Here is a 19,925-nt window from a genome sequence, read left to right on the forward strand (position 1 = left end):
TTAATTTTGGCTCCTTGATGGAAAATCGAATAACAACAAGCCCCCGCCTGGCTTATCTGGACTCTGTAAGAGGGATAGCAGCCTTGATGGTAGTTTTTGGACATTTTATAAATTGGAAATATGGTGACTATCGCTCCATTAAATTTGCTTCCATTTTATTCAATGGCAATGATGCTGTTGCTTTCTTTTTCGTTTTAAGCGGGATGGTATTATCCTATCCATATGTTCAGCTCGGGAAAAAGCTTGATATTGGAAAATTCTATGTGAATCGTATTTTCAGAATTTTTCCTGCATTTTGGATTGCACTTTTAATAAATGCTTTGTATGCATCTTTTTGGATGATTGCACCCTCCTCTTTAAATTGGGTTGATGTATTTGTCCTGAATAAATCCGAATTCTGGAATGAGGCTTTGCTGATAAGAGGATATAACAAATTTTATTTGCCAGGTTGGACCCTGACAATAGAAATCTGCTTCTCATTTTTGATGCCTTTTCTGATATTAATTCCAAGATACGACAGGAGATTATTGCCATGGCTTTTGTTTGCATCTTTTTTGACTATTAATATTACCGGCTTCTTTTTATTTCATTTTGTACTCGGAATTTTTCTTTCTTTCTACTTTGTTGAAATCCAACAAAAAGAATTTAAGCAAACCTGGTATTATAAATACAGGGTTCCTCTGCTTATAATTGCTGCATTATTCTTTTCATTAAGGCAAATAGTCCGGATTTCACCTTTGGGTTCTACATTGGAATATGCGATGAATGTTCTGAAAGTGGATTTCTTTATTTTTTCAGGTCTTGCAGCTTTTATATTCCTTGCTTTTCTCATTCACTTCAAAAATGTCCAGCGATTTTTTGAACACCCCATTTTGTTGTTTTATGGTAGGATCTCCTACGGCATCTATCTGATGCACTGGGTATTTGTATGGGCAATTGGCGACTATTGGGAAACTGTGATATTACCGATGTTCAGCAATTGGCAGTACGCTTTTTTTTCCATGCTGTTCCTGTGTTTTGTTGTCACCACCATTACAGCTACACTACTGCATTATTTTGTAGAATTGCCACTTATAAAAATAGGTAAACGCGTGGCAGGCAGGATGAAAGAAACGATAACCATATAACCTGCAAATCTTATTTTTTTTAGAGTAAAAACGATAGTTGTTTTAAATTTGCAACATGGAACAAATGACCACACAATTAATAACCGCCCTTTCTTTAACAGAAGATAAAGGCTTGCAGAAAGACAGAGTATATTTGTTTTCGCTGCAGGTTTCCAACGAAGGCGTTATAAGGATTATTACAACAGATGATATTGAGGTTTATTACGGAAGCATACACGATTTCCTTATTTCGTGGGCTAAGATCAGTAGCCTTGGCTGGGCAAATGACAAAGAAACTTTCCAGAAAATGCTGGAAGAATTGAAAGGTTGATTTTTCAAGATTTTACTTTATTGTTTATTATTGCTATCAAGATTTGTCAACTTTTAGAAAGTTGACAAATCTATAAATTGACAAACCTTGGTGAAAACCCTTATTCCTCCACAAATTCCTTCAACCCCTTACCAATAATATAAGTCCAGCCCTCCACAAAATTCGATTTTGCAAATGCCTCTATCGGAGGGAAGGTTTCGAGGCCTGTATGCGTAAGTTTGATGTGTGTTTTATCTCCCTCAGCACTTAATTCGAATGTCACAAAAGAATTACCCTCATAACCATCATAACGCCAGCTATGTGTTAGTTTCTTTTGGGGAACAAGTTCTGTAATCTTGCATTTATGCAGATATTCTTCTCCTTTCTTTCCTTTGCCTATAAATTCAAATTCAAAACCAACTTCCGGTTTGAAATCGGGAATATCAAAATACCATTCCTTCATTTGTGCTTTATCTGTTAAAGCTTTCCAGACCTTTTCGACTGGTGCGTTATAAGTCCGTTCGATAATAATAGGCTGTTGTTCCATTGTTTAATTTTTAAAATGTTGAAGATTGGTTTAAATAAATAAATGATTTTATGACCAGGATTGTCGTTCTTTAACATGAATGTTTATTTTTGAATTCTTGTTCGAACCTAAAATTTTAAATCATCAAAAAAGAGCGCATCTTTGGCCTTGACCTATTGAGAGCTATTGCTATACTATCCGTTGTTTTCTCTCATACATTTGAGTTTTTGCTGCCATTGAAATCCATCCCTTTTGTTGGTTTTTTGGTAGAAAATTTTTTCAAATTTACTCAGCCACTGGGCGCTTTAGGCGTTGAATTATTTTTTGTTTTAAGTGGTTTCCTTATCGGTACCATTCTTATTAAAACATTTGTAGAAAGCCCGCAATTCAGCGTCAGCGATATCCGTGTTTTTCTAATCAGGAGATGGTTCAGGACCTTGCCCAATTACTGGCTGATTTTAACGGTAGATATTCTCCTCTATGCCTTGCTTTCTATAGGCAGTGTGGAATCTTATAAATTTCTGTTCTATATTTTTGCCCAGAATCTCTGGTATCCGCACCCTCCCTTTTTCTTTGGCGAAGCCTGGAGCCTTGCGGTGGAAGAATGGTTTTATTTATTGCTTCCATTCAGCATTTATATACCTTACCTTGTTTTTAAACCTGTAAATAAACAACGCTTTCTTTTTAAGATACTTGTTGCCTTTATAACTGTTTTTGTATTGCTTCGTTTCTTCAATGCATTTCATCCCATCAATGGCCCGGATCAGGATGCCGGAATCCGAAAAGTTGTTTTTCTTCGTCTGGATGCATTGGCTTATGGCGTAATGATTGCATATTTTGTTTATTTCAAAAGGCCAGTTATAAACCGTATAAGAAAGCAGCTTTTCGCCATTGGCATCATCGGAACCATTTGTATTTACTATCTCATCTCGAATGAAGGGCTGGCTGTTTGCAATACTGACAACCCAACATTGAAATTCTTTAGCGATGCATTTTTATATTTGATTTTACCGATCAATTTTTCTTTATTGCTGCCTTATGCAAATTCCATAGCTTCAATATCCAATGCTTCATTTAAAAATGTAATTCAATTTGTAAGCAGGATCTCTTATTCCATTTATCTGGTGCACTATTCACTCGTGTATATCCCTTTCTTTTACCAAATGAAAATAGAAAATCCGCTTCTGCTGTTTTTCGTTTACATTTCTTATTGGACAATAGTACTTTTATTATCCTTTCTGCTTTACAGGTATTTTGAAAATCCATTGATGAAGAAGCGTGACAAATATGCTATTCAGAAATAATGGTTTGAATGTTTTCTGATAAATAACGTCCAAGCTTTTCCATATTTTGTTCCAGTCCTTTATCTACGCCATGTGTTCGTGCCAATTTCTCAAGAAGCTCTTTAGACTCAAATAACATGTGCCAATGTACATGTGTTTTATCACCCTGTGCCGTAAAAGTGATAGTATAAAGATGGTTGGGCCAGCCTACATGTTCCATCACAATTTTTTTGTATTGCTCTATTTCTTTATAAACGTTCAGGTTTTCAAAGTCTTCGCCATCCGGACCGTGCATTACAAATTTCCATTGACCTTCAGGTTTTACATCCATTTTTTCTATAGTGTTTGTAAAGCCATTCGGCCCCCACCATTCTTTTATATGTTCCGGTTTGGTAAATACTTCCCATACCAATTCAACAGGTGCATTAAACGTGCGTTCAACGAATATTTCGCGGCCTTTTTGCGAATCATTTTTTGTTGTGTTTTCCATTTTTATTGTTTTTAGCAGATGATTGTATTTTGTTTAAATAATTTTCAAGGCTGTCTAATTTGCTTTCCCAGAACTGCCTGTATTGCTCTATCCAATGTGAGACTTCATTTAACCCCTCCAATTTAGCCTCGCAAAATCTTTCGCGGCCTTCCTGTTTAATAATGATAAGCCCGCACTCTGTTAATATTTTAATGTGTTTTGATACTGCCGGTCTGCTTATGTCAAACTTTTCTGCAACTGAATTAAGATTTAATGTCTGGGTCGATAAAAGATTCAGAATATCTCTTCTTGTCGGATCTGCAATAGCCTGGAATACATCTCTTCTCATGATTTCTCTTGTTTTAGAATGGTATTTATTTAAATAGTGTAACCATTCGGTTACAAATATAAGTGTAACTATTCGGTTACGCAAAATTATTTTTTTAAATTTTTTGGAAGATTAAGAAATCAACCTTATTACAACCAATAATCCTCCTCAATTCATTATCTTCGCAGCCGAAATTTCATGACTGATTTTTGGTTGTTGGCTTTAAGCTCAGGACGTTATTTACAGAGTCTGACATCTGACATCTGAAATCTAAAATCTTCAATTAAATGTACCGTACACACAACTGTGGAGAGCTCCGCATCGAAAATGTCAATACTAATGTAACCCTTGCAGGCTGGGTTCAGATTCAACGTAAATTTGGAAGTATAGCTTTTGTAGATGTACGAGATCGTTATGGTATTACGCAATTATATTTCAATGAAACCCTGACACAGCAATTGGATGCAAATCCTTTGGGCCGTGAATTTGTGATACAGGCGACAGGTAAAGTTATTGAACGCAGTAACAAGAACCCGAAGCTTGCAACGGGTGATATTGAAATAGAAATTACGGAATATAAAGTCCTTAATAAATCTGCTGTTCCGCCTTTTACTATTGAGGAAGAAACCGATGGGGGAGAAGAGCTGCGTATGAAATACCGTTATCTCGATTTACGCCGTCCAACGTTGCAACGCAATCTGGAACTGCGTTACAGGGTAAACCGTTCGGTGCGTACTTACATGGATTCAAAAGGTTTTTATGATATTGAAACACCATTCCTTATCAAGTCCACCCCAGAAGGCGCACGCGATTTCATTGTACCGTCACGTATGAACGAAGGTGAGTTTTATGCTTTGCCGCAAAGCCCGCAAACATTTAAGCAACTGCTGATGGTGAGCGGTTACGATCGTTACTATCAAATCGTAAAATGCTTCAGGGATGAAGATTTGCGCGCCGATCGTCAGCCCGAATTTACACAACTCGACTGCGAAATGGCTTTTGTGGAACAGGAAGATATATTGAATATGTTCGAAGGCCTTACCAGACATGTGTTTCAGGAAGTAAAAGGCATGACTTTTAACGAAGCGTTTCCACGCATGACATGGGCGCAGGCAATGAAACGTTATGGTAATGATAAGCCGGATATTCGTTTCGGCATGGAATTGGTGGAATTGAAAGCCCCAAAAGGTGTGCTGATTGAAAGCGACGAAGAAGTAAATCTTGTTGGCGGTGCAGATTTCAAAGTAATGGATGATGCTGAATTTGTGGTAGCTATTGCAGCGCCAGGTTGCAGCGAATATACACGTAAGCAATTGGATGAATTGACAGAATGGGTAAAGCGCCCGCAAATTGGTATGACCGGCATGATGTATGTCAAATGCAATGCTGACGGCACTTTGAAAAGCTCTGTCGATAAATTTTATAATGAAGAAAGATTGAAGCAATGGGCTGAAAAAGCAAATGCGCAGCCCGGTGACTTGATATTGATATTAACAGGCCCAGCAGAACGTACCCGTAAAGCGATGAGCGAATTGCGTCTGGAAATGGGTAACCGTTTAGGTTTCAGAAACAGGAATGAGTACAAACCTTTGTGGGTTATCGATTTCCCATTACTTGAGTTTGCAGAAAACAATGATGATGGCGGCGGTGCAGGGCGTTGGGTAGCAAGGCACCATCCTTTCACATCGCCGAAGCCCGACCAGATTGAATGGATGAAAGATAAAGCCAAGTATCCTTATATTATGGCGAATGCCTATGACTTGGTATTGAATGGTACAGAAATCGGTGGTGGCTCCATTCGTATTCATCAACGCGATTTACAATTGCAGATGTTTGAAGCCCTTGGAATTAATGAACACGAAGCTCAGGAGAAATTCGGTTTCTTGTTAGGCGCATTTGAATATGGCGCGCCGCCGCATGGTGGTCTTGCTTTAGGTTTCGACCGTTTGTGTGCATTACTGGGCGGCGATGAAACCATCAGGGATTATATCGCGTTCCCTAAAAACAATTCAGGCCGGGATGTGATGATTGATGCGCCTTCAGCCGTAAATCCGACGCAGTTGGATGAGTTGAAACTGGCTTTGAAATAAACAGCACTTTACCACCGTTGGTTGTTATTCATTTGCCAGAGATATATTACAGTCCGTTTTTATTGAAAATGCCATTCAGCTGAGTATTTCATTTTAGCTGAATGGCATTTTCGTTTTACTAAATTTAATAGCCTTTATTCTTTAATAAACTTCAAAACCTGCATGCTGCCGTTTATATCCATAATATGAATAAAATAAAGACCTGCTGAAAGATGGCTGATATTTACAACGCTTTGAGGCATTGTCAATGTTTCAATCTTCTGGCCGGAAGTCGTATAAATGCTTATCTCTTTTAAAGTTTCGGTAGTCTGAATTTTCAGGTAATCCTTTGCAGGGTTTGGCGAAAGAATAACTGCATTATTTCTGTTGCAAACCATATTCAATGATAGCACACTGCTATATAGAATACTGTTATCATGCTGTTTGATAACTAATCTGTATTGATAAGTACCTGTTTTTAATCCCTTGTCATGATAATTGTATTCGTTTCCGCTTTGTTTCGGAATATCTGCAATCCGTTCAAATTGCTCACCATCCGAACTTCTTTCCAGGATAATGCCAGAGTTATCCTTGCTATCCATGCTCCAGTTTAAAATAATGTCACAGTCATTTTTGGATGCCTTAAAGGATGCAAGTGTAATAGGTAACGGTGTATTGGTAATAGTAATATTTGCCCTGTTAACCTGAAAGAAAATATTGTTGTTTCCCTTTACTTTTATACGCGCCTTTGTACTTGGCGGCACACCGGAAGGAATATGTACTGTCGCACTTCCATTGTTAGGAACCGCTGATGCTATCAGATAAGGGAATGTTTTGGCGCTGTCAATGGAAAGGTAAATATTTACCGTACTTGCACTAATGGGGCTTGATGCTGTCGTTCCGACATTCCAGGTCACCGTTTGATTTGAATTGGGATCCCAGTTTACAGCTGCAGCCTGAGATGTTACTTTAAATGTATCTGTACTTCCTGCAATGGCAGAGGTATTTATAGTAATCGTATCAGTATCGAACGACGAATTGATGTCGCCATAACCCTGATAGATATCGCGTACAGTCAGAATAAATTTCAATGTTCTTGCAGCATAAGGCAATCGCTCACCCTTATAACTGTAAATTCTTGCAAGCACATTATTCATTGTAGGAAAAACCCTCGTGCCGGAAAAAGCAGGGCTGAACGAACGGAAGAAAGGCATCGTATTGTTATTAGCATCCCAGGGTAAAGTTACACCGCCCAGGTCCCATTCTTCCCAGCAATACAACAAAGTGTCTTGCGTAGCATCTGTTACAGCCGGAGCAACCAGTTCAAAAGGTGTCCAGTTTGGGATGGCATAAGTATTTGTAAAATCAGGAAAACTATTGGGAACATTTGGTGTTGCAGTAATTACAGCGCAAGTGCCGCCACTGCCGGTAATGTGTGTGATAATATTCCTTAAGCTTACCGCATGAAAATAAGCATCGCTATGGCTTTGTAAATCCTGCGAACCGCAAATACCGGCATAGGCCATAATTGTAGAGCCGCTGCCCGGCTCGAAAGCCATTGTTGAAGCTTCATTACCACCACAATCATTGAAAGTATGATCGGAGCCAAACTGGTGGCCCATTTCATGCGCTACATAATCAATAGCAAAAGCATCGCCCACAGGATTCGGCAAACCTGTTACGCCGCCACCCTTATAAGTGTTATTGCACAATACACCCAGATAAGCCACACCGCCACCACCGGTACTGAATACATGGCCTATATCAAAATTGCCTGCTCCGACTCTGGCATTTACAGTATTAATATTCTCTGTAAGCATTGCACTGCCGTCGTCATTGGTGTAAGGATCTGCTGCTGTTAAAAATATTAAAGTATCTGTATTTGCTACAAGTGTCATTGTGCTTGCAAGCTCTCTTTCATACACACCGTTCACTCTATTCATAATTAGAACCATTTGTGCAAGAACACTGGCTTTGGTAGGTGTAGCACCACCAACGGCAACCGAATATTCATAAGTACAGGCAAGCGCTAATCTGTAAGTTCTTCTTTGTGTGCCATGTGTTTTGTTGCCGGTAGCAATACCGCTTTCATTATTTAAATCACTGGTAATATTATCAAGAACATTGCAACTGAAGCTTCCAATTCTTTGAACATCTGTTTTATAATAACAGATATAATAGTTGTTGTCTTCATCGCTATACGGATCAATAAAATAAGTTTCGCTGCCATTAAATACCATAGCATGAAAGCCTGAAGAAGAAATGTCAATTTTCGCAGTGATATTATGGTTGCCGACAGCCTCAGCCGTAAAGGTCTTTATTGTTTCATATTTTGCTGCCAGTGCAGGTTCCATCATAGGAGTCTGCCATATTCTGAATGTCATTACATTGCCATCCGGCATAGGCAGATCCATCACTTTTGCCTGATCATAATCGGTAGATACTTCTTTCAACTCTGATTGCAAAGAGTTTGTATGCTGATAATACGTTTTGTATTTTAATGGTATGATATTTCTTTTACCGGATTGTGTTACCAGGCCGTCCGGCACATTTTCCCATGCTGAAATATGGATATTGCTTTGTGCACTGCCCAGCCACGGCAGGCATATTGAAAGCAATAAAAGGATTGTAATTTTTTTGTTCATAGGACGCTATTTTAATTATCTGTAAAGTAGAAAAAAGCGTTGATTAAGTATATAGTATTTTGATGCTTTATGATAACTTTTTGTTTTTAATAATGGATAGGAAAGGCTATAAATAAAAAAGAGCCGATTTGAATAAATCGACTCTTTAAGTATGTTTTTGATTTGCCGGAAATCAAAGAAATATTAATAATTATGCTTCCTGCATGTAAGCTTCTGTTGGCTCACAAGTACAAATCAGATTACGGTCGCCAACTGTATTATTAACTCTTCCGATGGAAGGCCAGAACTTGTTTGACATAACGTAATGTAACGGGAATGCTGCAGTTTCTCTGCTATAAGGACGGTTCCAGTCAGATGAAATAACTACTGCTTGTGTATGCGGCGCATGCTTCAACGGATTTTCTTTTTTATCAGCCTCGCCATTTTCAATAGCCTTTATTTCTTCTCTGATTGCCAATAAAGCTTCGCAGAAACGATCCAATTCTGACTTGTCCTCACTTTCTGTAGGTTCAATCATAATGGTTCCTGCCACTGGGAAACTCATGGTTGGTGCGTGGAAACCATAATCCTGCAAGCGTTTAGCGATATCTTCCGCTTCGATTTCAGCAGTTTTTTTAAATGGACGCAAATCAACGATGAATTCGTGTGCACAAGTACCGTTTGAACCGGAATACAAAATCGGATAATCGTTTTGTAAACGCGCTTTCATATAGTTGGCATTCAAAATAGCATATTCAGTTGCTTTTTTACAACCATCAGGTCCAAGTAAACGGATGTAAGCATAACTAATCAGCAAAATAGAAGCAGAACCGTAAGGAGATGCGGAAACACCATGTTGCCAGTTGTTATTATTGGATGTATCATGTCCGAAAACGTGACCAGGTAAGTAAGGTTGTAAATGCGATTTCACACAAATTGGTCCCATTCCGGGGCCACCGCCACCGTGTGGAATTGCGAAAGTTTTGTGTAAGTTCAGGTGACAGACATCGGCGCCGATATAACCCGGAGCAGTCAGTCCAACCTGCGCATTCATATTCGCGCCATCCATATAAACCTGTCCGCCGTTAGTGTGGATGATATCGATAATGTCTTTTACGCTTTCTTCGTAGATACCATAAGTGGAAGGATAGGTAATCATTACACCTGCAAGGTTTGCAGCGTATTGTTCCGCTTTCGCTTTCATATCCGCAACGTCGATATTACCGTTTTCCAAAGCTTTTACTACCACTACCTTGTAACCCACCATCACTGCAGACGCAGGATTGGTGCCATGTGCAGAAATCGGGATAAGGATAACATTGCGGTCATGGTCGCCACGACTTTCGTGGTAACCTTTAATAGCAAGCAAACCTGCGTATTCACCGGAAGCTCCACTGTTTGGCTGTAGGCTGCAGGCATCAAAACCAGTGATCTCGCTCAGGTATATTTCCAGTTCTTTTACAATCTGCATATAACCTTTAGCCTGATCAACAGGTGTGAACGGATGGATTTTGCTCCAATGCGCCCAGCTTAACGGCATCATTTCCGTAGCTGCATTCAATTTCATCGTACAGCTTCCCAAAGAAATCATGGAAGTGTTCAGGCTCAAATCTTTGTTTTCCAAAAATTTGATATAACGCATCATTTGCGTTTCGCTGTGATGGGAATTGAAAACGGAATGTGTCAGATAAGTTGAAGTACGAACCAAATCAGCAGGAATATCATTCAATAAATGTTCTTCGTCTACATTGTAACCAACAGCGCCTTCAACTAAATTCACTGTATTGATAATATCTGCAAGATCCTCAAAGTTGGTGGTTTCATCAATAGAAATACCGATCAATCCTTCAGGAAAATAACGGAAGTTGATATTGTTTGCCAAAGCCTTCTCACGGATAGCCTCTACATTATTTGCTTTGATAACAACTGTATCGAAGAAAGAAGTAGAAACTAATGTTTGTCCTCCATCTGTCAATGCATTTGCTAAAGTTTGAGCTAAAGCGTGCACTCTTAATGCAATATTTTTCAATCCTTCAGGACCGTGGAATACAGCATACATCGCAGCCATATTGGCTAACAAGGCCTGAGCCGTACAGATATTGGAAGTAGCTTTTTCGCGTTTGATATGTTGCTCGCGGGTTTGCAAAGCCATACGTAAGGCACGGTTGCCATTGGAATCAACGCTGATACCAATGATACGACCCGGGATATTACGTTTGAATTCATCTTTACAAGAGAAGAAAGCAGCATGTGGGCCACCAAATCCTAACGGAACGCCAAAACGCTGTGCTACGCCAAATGCAGCATCAGCACCTAATTCGCCAGGAGGCGTTAATAAAGTCAATGCCAGTAAATCAGTAGCCATACCAACGTAAGCACCTGCAGTATGTACTTTTTCGATGAAACTTCTGTAATCTTCTACAGAACCTTTATCGTTTGGATATTGAATCAACGCACCGAAATAAGTTCCGTCGATTTCAGCCGCTTTATAATCACCGAAAACGATTTCTATTCCTAATGGAGTAGCACGTGTTACGACAACGTCTTTGGTCTGAGGGAACATTTCGTTATCTATAAACAATTTCGGACGTTCTAACTTATCGCCTTTGTTCAGCATGTGGAAGAACATAGCCATAGCTTCCGCTGCAGCAGTAGCTTCATCCAGAAGAGAAGCATTTGCAATCGGCAAAGCTGTTAAATCGCTCACTACAGTCTGGAAGTTCAATAAACTTTCCAGACGGCCTTGTGCTATCTCAGCCTGGTAAGGCGTGTATTGTGTGTACCAACCCGGATTTTCAAAAATGTTACGAAGGATAACACTTGGTGTATGTGTATCATAATAACCTTGTCCGATGTAAGTTTTGGATACTTTATTTCCTAAAGAAACATTTTTGATCTGACGAAGGTATTCCGCTTCGCTTACAGCAGCAGGCAGATTCAAAGGCTTTGGCAGGCGAATGGCCGTCGGCACTGTTTTGTTAATCAATTCATCAATACTGTCAATGCCAATGGTGTCAAGCATTTCGCGGGTTTCCTGCGCATCAGGACCAATATGGCGTTGCGTAAATTCGTGCTGCAATTGAGCAAAAAGATTCATAGAAAATAAATAGAAAAATGAAAAGAATGCGCAAAATTAGGAATAATTCAGGTAATAATGTTCATTGCAGGTTTAAGTGCGAATAGGATTTATATATAGCGCATTTTACTCCTCTTATAATATTAAGCTTTTGTCTATTTTTAAAGTCTAACCTGACTATTTTATATGAACCACAAATTGATTATTGATAATAGTATTTTCGGTTGGTGGGCATTTAATGCTTACGCCTAACTATATAATTGAAAACAATTAGGGTGGAATAGATGTTACAGAAGATATAGATAAAGAAAAGATAGAGTAAAGAGATGAAATTATTGAAAACATATCATATTGGCCGACAAAAACAGTTTCTGACAGGAAATATTGTTTTCGTATCATTTGCATTGATATTGATTTGTATGCATTCAATAAAAGTTTTTGCGAAAACAGATAGTTCAGTATCTCAAAACGACACACTGATTTTCGTCAGTGATACGCAAGCGCCTTTGTTTGCTGAAACCATCATTCATCGCACACCGTTTAATGCAGTTGCCACCAAAATGATTTTTGATGATATCCTTCAAAAGCGGCCGCAGAATGTTTTTTTGTTAGGTGATGTCGTAGCTGCAGGTTCAAAACCAAAAAGATGGAAAAAGATTGATTTATTTCTGGATAGCATCAGAAGCTATAAAGGCAATGTCTGGGCTTGTCTTGGTAACCATGAATACATTTATAACGGACGAATTGGTATTGCAGCTTTCCAAAAGCGGTTTCCGGAGCATAGCAAGACAGGTTATTATGTTATAAGAGATTCTGTGGCAGTGCTTTTGATGAATTCTAATTTTTCAAAACTCACCGTTGATGAACAGGCCAAGCAAAAGGATTATTATAAAAAGACATTAGCCGCATTAAATGAAAATGATTCGGTCAAGGCAATTATTGTCGCCTGCCATCATTCGCCTTATTCAAACAGTAAAGTAGTTGGAAGCAACAAAAAAGTACAGGATGCTTTTGTGACATCCTTTTTGAAAACGCCTAAATGCAAGCTCTTTCTGAGCGGCCATTCTCATAATTTCGAACATTTTAAAATAGAAGGGAAAACCTTTCTTGTAATCGGCGGAGGCGGAGGCATTGGTCAGCCTTTAAACACCAAAGCAAACCGTATTGTATGTGAAGATGATGACTGCCATCCTTTATTCCATTATCTGATGGTAAAAAGAAATACAGACCACTTAATTATTATCTGCAGGGAGGTCAATGACGACCTTAAAGGGTTCAGCAATGTTTTAAATCTAAAATTAAGTTTATGATATTGAACGATTTTCTTTGAAAAGTGTTGACTCATAACGGCTTCTAAAATGCTGTGTTACTCAGGACTAAAAAGCAAGCCCCTGTATGTTGCAGAAATTACTTTTTCCAATATTATTGTTTTTTAGTCTGGCATCCGATGCTCAGGGAACTTATGACTTTGATATCCAGAAAGAATCCATGTTCCTGCCCGCTCCCAAAAAAGCTGGAAAGTTTGACCATTCCATTACCCTCGCACAGATTTATCTTCCCAAAGATTGGCTGGAACAATCCATCAGCGGACCAATGATTGAATATCGGGCCGGTTATTTCTTATCTGAAGCTTTTTCCCTGATCGGTGCTTTTAAAACTTTGGTGGTGGCTAATGAACTTCGATTGGGGCTTTCCTGGAATCATTCTTTTTCTGATGAAGTACAATTTGGATTAGGATATCAGGCTGCATTGGATTTTGGCTTTTTAAGGACTTACGGATATGATAATACAATACGGTTGCTACAACATTATCCCAGCTTCAGAATAGGGTATAACAGGAAGGAAATAGCATTGACACTTCAGGGAAAGTTGGATTATATAAGCAGTGCAAGGGTTTCGCTTGGTTCTTACGAAACGGATAATCTTATAAAATATCTGTTCAACGGTTATTCATTCGGGCTTTTTGTGGAACAAAGACTGACACGGAAACATTCCGTAAGTTTCGGTTTCATTGCCAATTTTGATAAGTTCAATATTTTAGGCTGGCCTGCTTTTAATACAATTCACCGCAAATATTTCATACCAGAACTGAATATCGGGTTTAAGTTATAATACTTTTTACATGGACTCATTGAAATACTATATTTTAATTGCCGGGAAACTGTTTTTATTGTCCTGCATTTTATCTTTTTCGTCCTGCATTAAAGACGATTTTAGTCCTTTGCCTCCATTCTCCAAAGCCAACCTTGAAAATACTGTTTCCTTTTCCGACAGCCTGAAAACTTATTTTGAAGGAGTGTATGAAATGCAAAACGGCAATACACCGCTCGGCGGCAAATTTGTGGCAAAATGGAAGCACGGAACATTGTGCTTGTTTAGTGAAAAAGATGGACAGTATGTTAACCTGGAAGTAGGGTTTAATCCCAACGACAGTAGCTTCAGGATGGCCGGAATCTGGCGGTCGCCTATCAATAATGAACAAGGTCAGATTGAATTTACTATAGCAAAGGAAGAAGGTGCAATCTCTATTTTTAATCATAGCGGTCAAGGCATAATTATGAATGGTATGATTGACGGAAGCTCAATATCATTGGCTTTTACAAGGCCATTTTCCAACTCCGTACTGTCGCGCGATTTTGCGTTGCTGGCACACAGAGGCGGAGGACGCAATTCTGATAACCTGCCTTATGCAGAGAATTCCATTAACCTTGTGAAATTTGCTGAAAAGCTTGGTGCTACAGGTATTGACATTGATATCAGGCTGACAAAAGACCATATTCCTGTAATATATCATGATGCCGATATTAATACAAGACTTACGCAGAAAAGTCCGATAGTCGGCAATATTGACCAGTATTCTTATGACTTTTTGAAATCCTATATAAAACTTGTGGATGGACAATCCATCCCAACTATGGAGGATATGCTGATGACTGCAATTGACTCCACAGAACTCAATTATGTATGGCTTGATTGCAAAGACGGGGGTAAAGATAATTTTTTCAATATAGTAGTCCCTGTTGCCCAAAAGGCCATTGCTCATGCCAATTCAAAAGGCAGGAACATTTTTATTTTCTTTGGGTTACCTACCGACGATGCTTATGAAAAATTTCTTGCTTTCCCCAATCATCAGGGACTGCCATCTTTATGCGAATTAAGTCTTGAAAAAGCTAAAAATGCAGGTTCTAAGATATTCGGGCCAAGATGGACATTGGGTATTTTAACCGATGATACTGAAGATGCCCATGCCAATAATATAAAAATCTTTACCTGGACATTGGATGATGAAACAGGCATAAGTGATGTTATTACCAAAAGTCAATACGATGGTATTCTTTCTAACTATCCGTCCATTTTAGCTTATCAATTTTACAGTCAGGAATAAACATAACGAATGAAATCAAAGCTATACATCCTAATCTTGTTGCTGCTGACTGCTTTCTTTAATTTGAATGCACAGCAAACTCATAGATTCACAGCTTCTGTGTCCGGCGGACCCAATTATTATTTCAATAATATCCGCACTTTCAGAGATGGTGTGAAACCTTTGAACTATAGTTTTTTCGCCCGTATTATGTGGGATTCAAAATATCTGGTGGCTTTAGGCGTTGAAATAGGTTATAATAAATATTACAGAGCAGAAGATGACAAAGCGGAAAATATCAAAGCAACTTTGGCTGCAATACCTTTTCATTTGGTAATAGGAATGAGGCTGACAAAAGGGTTTTACACTAATTTCAGCTTTGGTCCTTCCATTCTTTTCAATAGGGCTCAGGCCGGAGATAACATGGTGAATAACAGAATACTTTCTTTTGCCGATGGAAGCCTTGCTGTGGGTTATAAGAGAATACTGAATAAAAAATTCAGCTTTGGAGCAGAGCTAAAGTTTAATTTTTCAACTAAAGCCGAAGATATGAACATTGCTGTGCCTATAATATTGAGTTACAGACTTTAGTTTATGTCCATCTATTTTTAAAGAAACCAAATCTTTTGATTTTAAAAGCAATCATTCCGGAAATTTAAATATTGCATTGATTCTCAACATATTTTCAAAGAGTCCTGATTATCAGGGCTCTTTTTATTTTCATAATATTTTGTTAAATATAGTACTATATATTGCAAGGTACCTATCTTTGCTTTGTAATATGTTTAAAATAATACTTAGCACTATATATGAAAACAAAATTATTATTATTCGCTTTTAGCCTTTTAATGACATCTATTCGCTTAAGTGCGCAAAACCAACATAAAATCCATGGTGTCGTAAAAGATGATAAAGATGAATTACTGCCAGGCGTGACAGTTTCATTACTAAATGCAAAGGACAGCAGTTTATATAAAGCCGCAATTACGGACGTAAATGGTACTTATGAAATAGAAACCGGAATAAATGATACTTGTGTGCTGAGTTATTCAAGTATTGGCTTTCAAACAAAATATACCGCAATATTTATATTAAATAATATTGATTTGAGTGAAGCTGCAATCCAACTTGAACCGGAAACTAAAAAACTTAACGATGTTGTTATAACCACCCGTAAACCAACAATTGATGTGCGGGCCGATAAGGTGGTTTTCAATGTGGAGGGTAGTATTAATGCTACAGGTAGCAATGCATTGGAGTTATTGCAAAAAAGTCCGGGCGTGATGGTAAACAATGACGAAAGTATAAGTCTTAAAGGCAGGAACGGTGTAAAGATTTACATTGATGGAAAAATGACGCAGCTGGATGACAAAAGTCTTGCAGCTTATCTAAAGAGCATCGGAAGCAATGATATTGAAGCAATTGAGATTATAACCAATCCCGGCTCTAAGTACGATGCGAGCGGAAATGCAGGAATTATAAATATCAGGCTTAAGAAGAATAAAAAGTTTGGAACCAATGGCAATATAGCATTGGGATATGCGCAGGGCCTGACGCCTAAGGCAAATACAGGTTTTAGCCTGAACTATCGCAATCAGCGGATAAATGTATTCAGTAATGTCAGCAGCTACCTTGATAAACACGAAAGTAAGTTGGGGCTTTACCGTGTTCAAAACGATACGGTTTATGATCAGCATACAACTCTGGAAAACCATTGGAAAAGTGTAGATGTGAAAGCCGGTGTTGACTATTTTGCAAATGCTAAAAATACATTTGGTGTCATCGTCACTTCTAATTACTCAAATGGTGCATTCAACAGTAACGGTTATACAGATATCTACGGTCAATCATCCGAGCAATACTCAAAAAGACTGGAATCTTCCAACAATGTACCTGGCAACAGAACGAACGCAGATTTTAATATTAATTACCGGTATGCTGATACAAATGAAACTACGATTGGGTTTGATGCGGATTACGGACTTTTTCGCGGCAGAAGCGAAAGTTATCAGCCCAACCATTATTATAATCCCGCTCATGATTTAATGTATGAGATAATAAACGGAAATAATACGCCGACCAATATAAGTATCTATACTGCCAAACTCGATTTTGAGCATAAATTGTGGAAAGGTAAATTAGGATATGGTGCTAAATATGCGAATGTGAAAACCGATAATTCCTTTATGTTTTATGATTATCCTCATAAAGACCCTGTTGTAGATTTGAGTTTGAGTAATCAATTTGTTTATACAGAAAACGTAAATGCCGCCTATGTAAATTATAACAGCACTTTTTCTAAATGGAGTTTTCAGACAGGCTTACGAATGGAACAAACAAATAGTGAAGGCATTCTTACCAGAGCAGACGGCCAGGTTCAGGACGATAATTATGTAAAACGAAATTATCTGAATCTCTTTCCCAGCCTCGCTGTATCCTATAATCTGGATAAAAATAATACTGTCGGATTTAATTATAGCAGGAGAATTGACAGGCCGGATTATCAGGATTTAAATCCTTTTGAAAATAAGCTGGACCAATTAACCTATGAAAAAGGTAACGCTTTTTTGAAACCGCAGTACACCAACAATCTGGAATTGAGCTATACTTTCAAATCTATGATCAATGCAAATATCGGTTATGCTCATGTCAGGGATTACGCTGTTACTATTACTGATACAATCAACGGCAATGCCACCTTTTTGCAAAAGCAGAACATAGCTTCTCAAAATATTTACAGTTTCAATATCAGCAGCCCTTTGCCTATACGGAAATGGTGGAATGGCTATGTGAATTTCTGGTATAATTATCAGGTTATTGAAGGTGCATATAATGGTATTAGCCTCAGTATTAAATCGCCTTCTTTTGGAGGTTATATTCAGCAAACATTTAGTTTAGGCAAAAATTATACAGCAGAAATAAGTGGTTGGTATAGTGGTAAAGGTCTGGAAGCAACATGGACAAGAAAGGCCGTAGGTGCTATTGACATGGGTATTCAGAAACGTTTCTGGGATGAGAAAGCAAGTATTAAACTTTCTGTTTCAGATATATTACATACTGCACGTTTTCAGGCCATCAGCAATTACGGCGGAACTTATCTGAATATAAACCAAAGCAGGGAGTCAAGAATAGTCCGGTTGAATTTTTCTTACAGATTCGGAAGCAATCAGATAAAAGCCGCACGTCAGCACAAGACGGCCTTGGATAGTGAAGGAAGCAGGATTAAATAGCCTTTAATTGTGAAATGGTTTCATTGCGTAATTGTTATAACGGTTGATTATTAATCAATAAGATAATTTAGCAATAAAACCATTTATTATATTTCATAGCTCATGCCTTCAACCGAAACTTCTGTATTGGGAAAAACTTTGGTCGCTTCCTCATAAAAGTCATCGAGGATGGTGTATTTAGAGGAAAAATGTCCTAAGAACAAACGACCTGCATTTGCTTTCAAAGCCAGTTCAGCCGCCTGATGTGCCGTGGTATGAAAACGCTCTTCCGCGCGTTCCTTCAATTCATGCAGGTAAGTGCTTTCATGGTAAATGGCGTCTGCTTCTTTTATATATTCCAGAAACGAAAAAGTGAATTTTGTGTCGGCACAATAAGCATATTTCTTTTCCTTTGGGCCGGGTTCTGTTACCCATTCATTTTTTACCTCAAATCCGTCTTTTCTTATGTAGTCCTCGCCTTCTTTTAAATAACGGTAAAAGGCTGAAGGAATCTCATACTCACGGCATTTTTCAGGATTTATTTTACGTCCGTTATTCTTTGCCGTAAAAAGAAACCCGTGACAAGGAATGCGGTGTTCGGTCGGGAAAGATTGTACTTTGAAATATGGTGTATCGACCAGAATTTCCGCTTCGTTTTCCTTTAATCCTTTGAATATAATTTCAAATGGCAAAACTGTATTTGCAACAGAAAGGTGCAAATCAATAATATCTTTCAATGCAGGCGGGCCAAATAAATACAAAGGGTTCATTCGTCCCATCAAACCCATACTGGTCAGTAATCCTATCAAACCAAAGTAATGGTCGCCATGCAGATGGCTGATGAAAATATAATTGATGCGCTTGCGCCTTATGCCGTAGCGTTGCATTTGTATTTGCGTGCCTTCGCCGCAGTCTGCTAAAAATTGCTGGTCATGAATATCAATTATCTGTGCAGAAGGATGCCTGTCATTTCCGGGAATGGCTGAATTATTTCCAAGAATGGTTAGCTTGATATTCATAAAATTACTTAAACAGAGATTGAATTGGTTATTGGCTCGTTCTTATTTTAAAAAAGACCTTATAGGGTTTAAAACCTATAAGGTCTGTCTAAAGTTAAAACTTTTATTGCTGTGAATTTACTAAGCTTCTCCCAATAAATCTCTTTCCAGTACTTCCATGCTTATGATATCAATTGCTTCAATCATGGTAGGTGCGAGATTCAGACTTAAATGATATTGTCCTTTCTTCATCGTATTCATAATACTTTCTTTCATTGAAGTAAAAACCAAAGAACGTCCGTTGTTGTAAACTTCATTATGCAAGTCCAATAAATGATCGCCTGACGCCATGTCCATATTTTCGATATTTGTCAAATCAATCACGAAATTATGACTGTCCGTTTCTGTCGCTTCTTTCACCTTTTGTCTTATTTCCTCTGCCAAATTTACACTTAAATCACCCGTTTCCGGCGTAATTACAGTATAAGTAGGTTTGGTATCAATTTTGAATTCCATTTTATAGTAATTATTATTGGTATTATGACTGCCACTCTTTAAAAAGG

At 38.3% G+C, this 19,925-nt stretch carries 16 protein-coding genes; 9 read left to right on the top strand and 7 right to left on the bottom strand.

Annotation, left to right across the window (positions count from 1 at the left end; genetic code table 11):
- Positions 1 to 17 precede the first annotated feature (17 nt).
- Positions 18 to 1,127, top strand: a complete 1,110-nt coding sequence (locus F0919_RS10815; protein ID WP_150032753.1) for an acyltransferase family protein — start codon at positions 18 to 20, stop codon at positions 1,125 to 1,127.
- Between the two features lie 55 nt (positions 1,128 to 1,182).
- A complete protein-coding gene (locus tag F0919_RS10820) occupies positions 1,183 to 1,437 on the top strand; it encodes a hypothetical protein (RefSeq protein WP_150032754.1) in 255 nt (84 codons plus the stop codon).
- A 100-nt stretch (positions 1,438 to 1,537) separates the two neighbouring features.
- On the opposite strand, the gene F0919_RS10825 is transcribed toward F0919_RS10820, so the two are convergent.
- Positions 1,538 to 1,963: an SRPBCC family protein gene (locus F0919_RS10825; protein ID WP_150032755.1), complete on the bottom strand. Its 426-nt coding sequence runs from the start codon at positions 1,961 to 1,963 to the stop codon at positions 1,538 to 1,540.
- Positions 1,964 to 2,118: 155 nt separating this feature from the next.
- Between F0919_RS10825 and F0919_RS10830 the strand changes: the two genes are divergently transcribed.
- The gene (locus F0919_RS10830) at positions 2,119 to 3,246 is read left to right on the top strand and encodes an acyltransferase family protein (protein WP_190277351.1); all 1,128 of its coding nucleotides are present in this window, start codon (positions 2,119 to 2,121) and stop codon (positions 3,244 to 3,246) included.
- Here F0919_RS10830 and F0919_RS10835 read toward each other — a convergent pair.
- Both F0919_RS10835 and F0919_RS10840 read right to left on the bottom strand, forming a co-directional pair.
- Positions 3,233 to 3,715: an SRPBCC family protein gene (locus F0919_RS10835; protein ID WP_150032757.1), complete on the bottom strand. Its 483-nt coding sequence runs from the start codon at positions 3,713 to 3,715 to the stop codon at positions 3,233 to 3,235. The genes F0919_RS10830 and F0919_RS10835 overlap by 14 nt on opposite strands.
- Positions 3,693 to 4,043 carry an ArsR/SmtB family transcription factor gene (locus F0919_RS10840; protein WP_150032758.1) on the bottom strand — a complete coding sequence of 117 codons (351 nt, stop codon included), beginning with the start codon at positions 4,041 to 4,043 and terminating at the stop codon, positions 3,693 to 3,695. The genes F0919_RS10835 and F0919_RS10840 overlap by 23 nt, the downstream gene beginning before the upstream one ends.
- Positions 4,044 to 4,309: 266 nt before the next feature.
- Between F0919_RS10840 and aspS the strand changes: the two genes are divergently transcribed.
- Positions 4,310 to 6,112, top strand: coding sequence for an aspartate--tRNA ligase (gene aspS, locus F0919_RS10845; protein ID WP_150032759.1), 1,803 nt, complete (start codon positions 4,310 to 4,312; stop codon positions 6,110 to 6,112).
- A 134-nt stretch (positions 6,113 to 6,246) separates the two neighbouring features.
- On the opposite strand, the gene F0919_RS10850 is transcribed toward aspS, so the two are convergent.
- Together F0919_RS10850 and gcvP are read right to left on the bottom strand one after the other, a co-directional pair.
- On the bottom strand, positions 6,247 to 8,736 hold the full coding sequence (locus F0919_RS10850) for a reprolysin-like metallopeptidase (RefSeq protein ID WP_150032760.1): 2,490 nt from the start codon (positions 8,734 to 8,736) through the stop codon (positions 6,247 to 6,249).
- A 190-nt stretch (positions 8,737 to 8,926) separates the two neighbouring features.
- Positions 8,927 to 11,812, bottom strand: a complete 2,886-nt coding sequence (gcvP, locus tag F0919_RS10855; RefSeq protein WP_150032761.1) for an aminomethyl-transferring glycine dehydrogenase — start codon at positions 11,810 to 11,812, stop codon at positions 8,927 to 8,929.
- Positions 11,813 to 12,210: 398 nt separating this feature from the next.
- On the opposite strand from gcvP, the gene F0919_RS10860 reads away from it, so the two are divergent.
- The 5 genes from F0919_RS10860 to F0919_RS10880 all read left to right on the top strand — a co-directional run bounded on the left by F0919_RS10860 (position 12,211) and on the right by F0919_RS10880 (position 18,385).
- Positions 12,211 to 13,101: a metallophosphoesterase family protein gene (locus F0919_RS10860; RefSeq protein ID WP_190277352.1), complete on the top strand. Its 891-nt coding sequence runs from the start codon at positions 12,211 to 12,213 to the stop codon at positions 13,099 to 13,101.
- Between the two features lie 85 nt (positions 13,102 to 13,186).
- Positions 13,187 to 13,903: a hypothetical protein gene (locus tag F0919_RS10865; protein WP_150032763.1), complete on the top strand. Its 717-nt coding sequence runs from the start codon at positions 13,187 to 13,189 to the stop codon at positions 13,901 to 13,903.
- A gap of 10 nt (positions 13,904 to 13,913) precedes the next feature.
- A complete protein-coding gene (locus F0919_RS10870; protein ID WP_150032764.1) occupies positions 13,914 to 15,176 on the top strand; it encodes a glycerophosphodiester phosphodiesterase in 1,263 nt (420 codons plus the stop codon).
- 9 nt (positions 15,177 to 15,185) lie between these two features.
- Complete coding sequence (locus F0919_RS10875; protein WP_150032765.1) at positions 15,186 to 15,746, top strand: outer membrane beta-barrel protein; 561 nt, start codon at positions 15,186 to 15,188, stop codon at positions 15,744 to 15,746.
- A gap of 218 nt (positions 15,747 to 15,964) precedes the next feature.
- Complete coding sequence (locus F0919_RS10880) at positions 15,965 to 18,385, top strand: outer membrane beta-barrel family protein (RefSeq protein WP_150032766.1); 2,421 nt, start codon at positions 15,965 to 15,967, stop codon at positions 18,383 to 18,385.
- A gap of 86 nt (positions 18,386 to 18,471) precedes the next feature.
- On the opposite strand, the gene F0919_RS10885 is transcribed toward F0919_RS10880, so the two are convergent.
- Both F0919_RS10885 and F0919_RS10890 read right to left on the bottom strand, forming a co-directional pair.
- On the bottom strand, positions 18,472 to 19,383 hold the full coding sequence (locus tag F0919_RS10885) for a ribonuclease Z (protein WP_150032767.1): 912 nt from the start codon (positions 19,381 to 19,383) through the stop codon (positions 18,472 to 18,474).
- Positions 19,384 to 19,503: 120 nt separating this feature from the next.
- Positions 19,504 to 19,878 (bottom strand): STAS domain-containing protein, encoded by a 375-nt coding sequence (locus F0919_RS10890; protein WP_150032768.1) that lies wholly within the window; start codon positions 19,876 to 19,878, stop codon positions 19,504 to 19,506.
- Between the last annotated feature and the right edge of the window lie 47 nt (positions 19,879 to 19,925).

Source organism: Taibaiella lutea (assembly GCF_008629695.1).
Classification (GTDB): Bacteria; Bacteroidota; Bacteroidia; order Chitinophagales; family Chitinophagaceae; genus Taibaiella; species Taibaiella lutea.

Excerpts from the sequence above, each read along its gene's own strand:
- F0919_RS10815 (WP_150032753.1), top strand. The coding sequence starts at position 18 with ATGGAAAATCGAATAACAACAAGCCCCCGCCTGGCTTATCTGGACTCT.
- F0919_RS10820 (WP_150032754.1), top strand. The coding sequence starts at position 1,183 with ATGGAACAAATGACCACACAATTAATAACCGCCCTTTCTTTAACAGAA.
- F0919_RS10825 (WP_150032755.1), bottom strand. The coding sequence starts at position 1,963 with ATGGAACAACAGCCTATTATTATCGAACGGACTTATAACGCACCAGTC.
- F0919_RS10835 (WP_150032757.1), bottom strand. The coding sequence starts at position 3,715 with ATGGAAAACACAACAAAAAATGATTCGCAAAAAGGCCGCGAAATATTC.
- F0919_RS10840 (WP_150032758.1), bottom strand. The coding sequence starts at position 4,043 with ATGAGAAGAGATGTATTCCAGGCTATTGCAGATCCGACAAGAAGAGAT.
- aspS (WP_150032759.1), top strand. The coding sequence starts at position 4,310 with ATGTACCGTACACACAACTGTGGAGAGCTCCGCATCGAAAATGTCAAT.
- F0919_RS10850 (WP_150032760.1), bottom strand. The coding sequence starts at position 8,736 with ATGAACAAAAAAATTACAATCCTTTTATTGCTTTCAATATGCCTGCCG.
- gcvP (WP_150032761.1), bottom strand. The coding sequence starts at position 11,812 with ATGAATCTTTTTGCTCAATTGCAGCACGAATTTACGCAACGCCATATT.
- F0919_RS10860 (WP_190277352.1), top strand. The coding sequence starts at position 12,211 with ATGCATTCAATAAAAGTTTTTGCGAAAACAGATAGTTCAGTATCTCAA.
- F0919_RS10865 (WP_150032763.1), top strand. The coding sequence starts at position 13,187 with ATGTTGCAGAAATTACTTTTTCCAATATTATTGTTTTTTAGTCTGGCA.
- F0919_RS10870 (WP_150032764.1), top strand. The coding sequence starts at position 13,914 with ATGGACTCATTGAAATACTATATTTTAATTGCCGGGAAACTGTTTTTA.
- F0919_RS10875 (WP_150032765.1), top strand. The coding sequence starts at position 15,186 with ATGAAATCAAAGCTATACATCCTAATCTTGTTGCTGCTGACTGCTTTC.
- F0919_RS10880 (WP_150032766.1), top strand. The coding sequence starts at position 15,965 with ATGAAAACAAAATTATTATTATTCGCTTTTAGCCTTTTAATGACATCT.
- F0919_RS10885 (WP_150032767.1), bottom strand. The coding sequence starts at position 19,383 with ATGAATATCAAGCTAACCATTCTTGGAAATAATTCAGCCATTCCCGGA.
- F0919_RS10890 (WP_150032768.1), bottom strand. The coding sequence starts at position 19,878 with ATGGAATTCAAAATTGATACCAAACCTACTTATACTGTAATTACGCCG.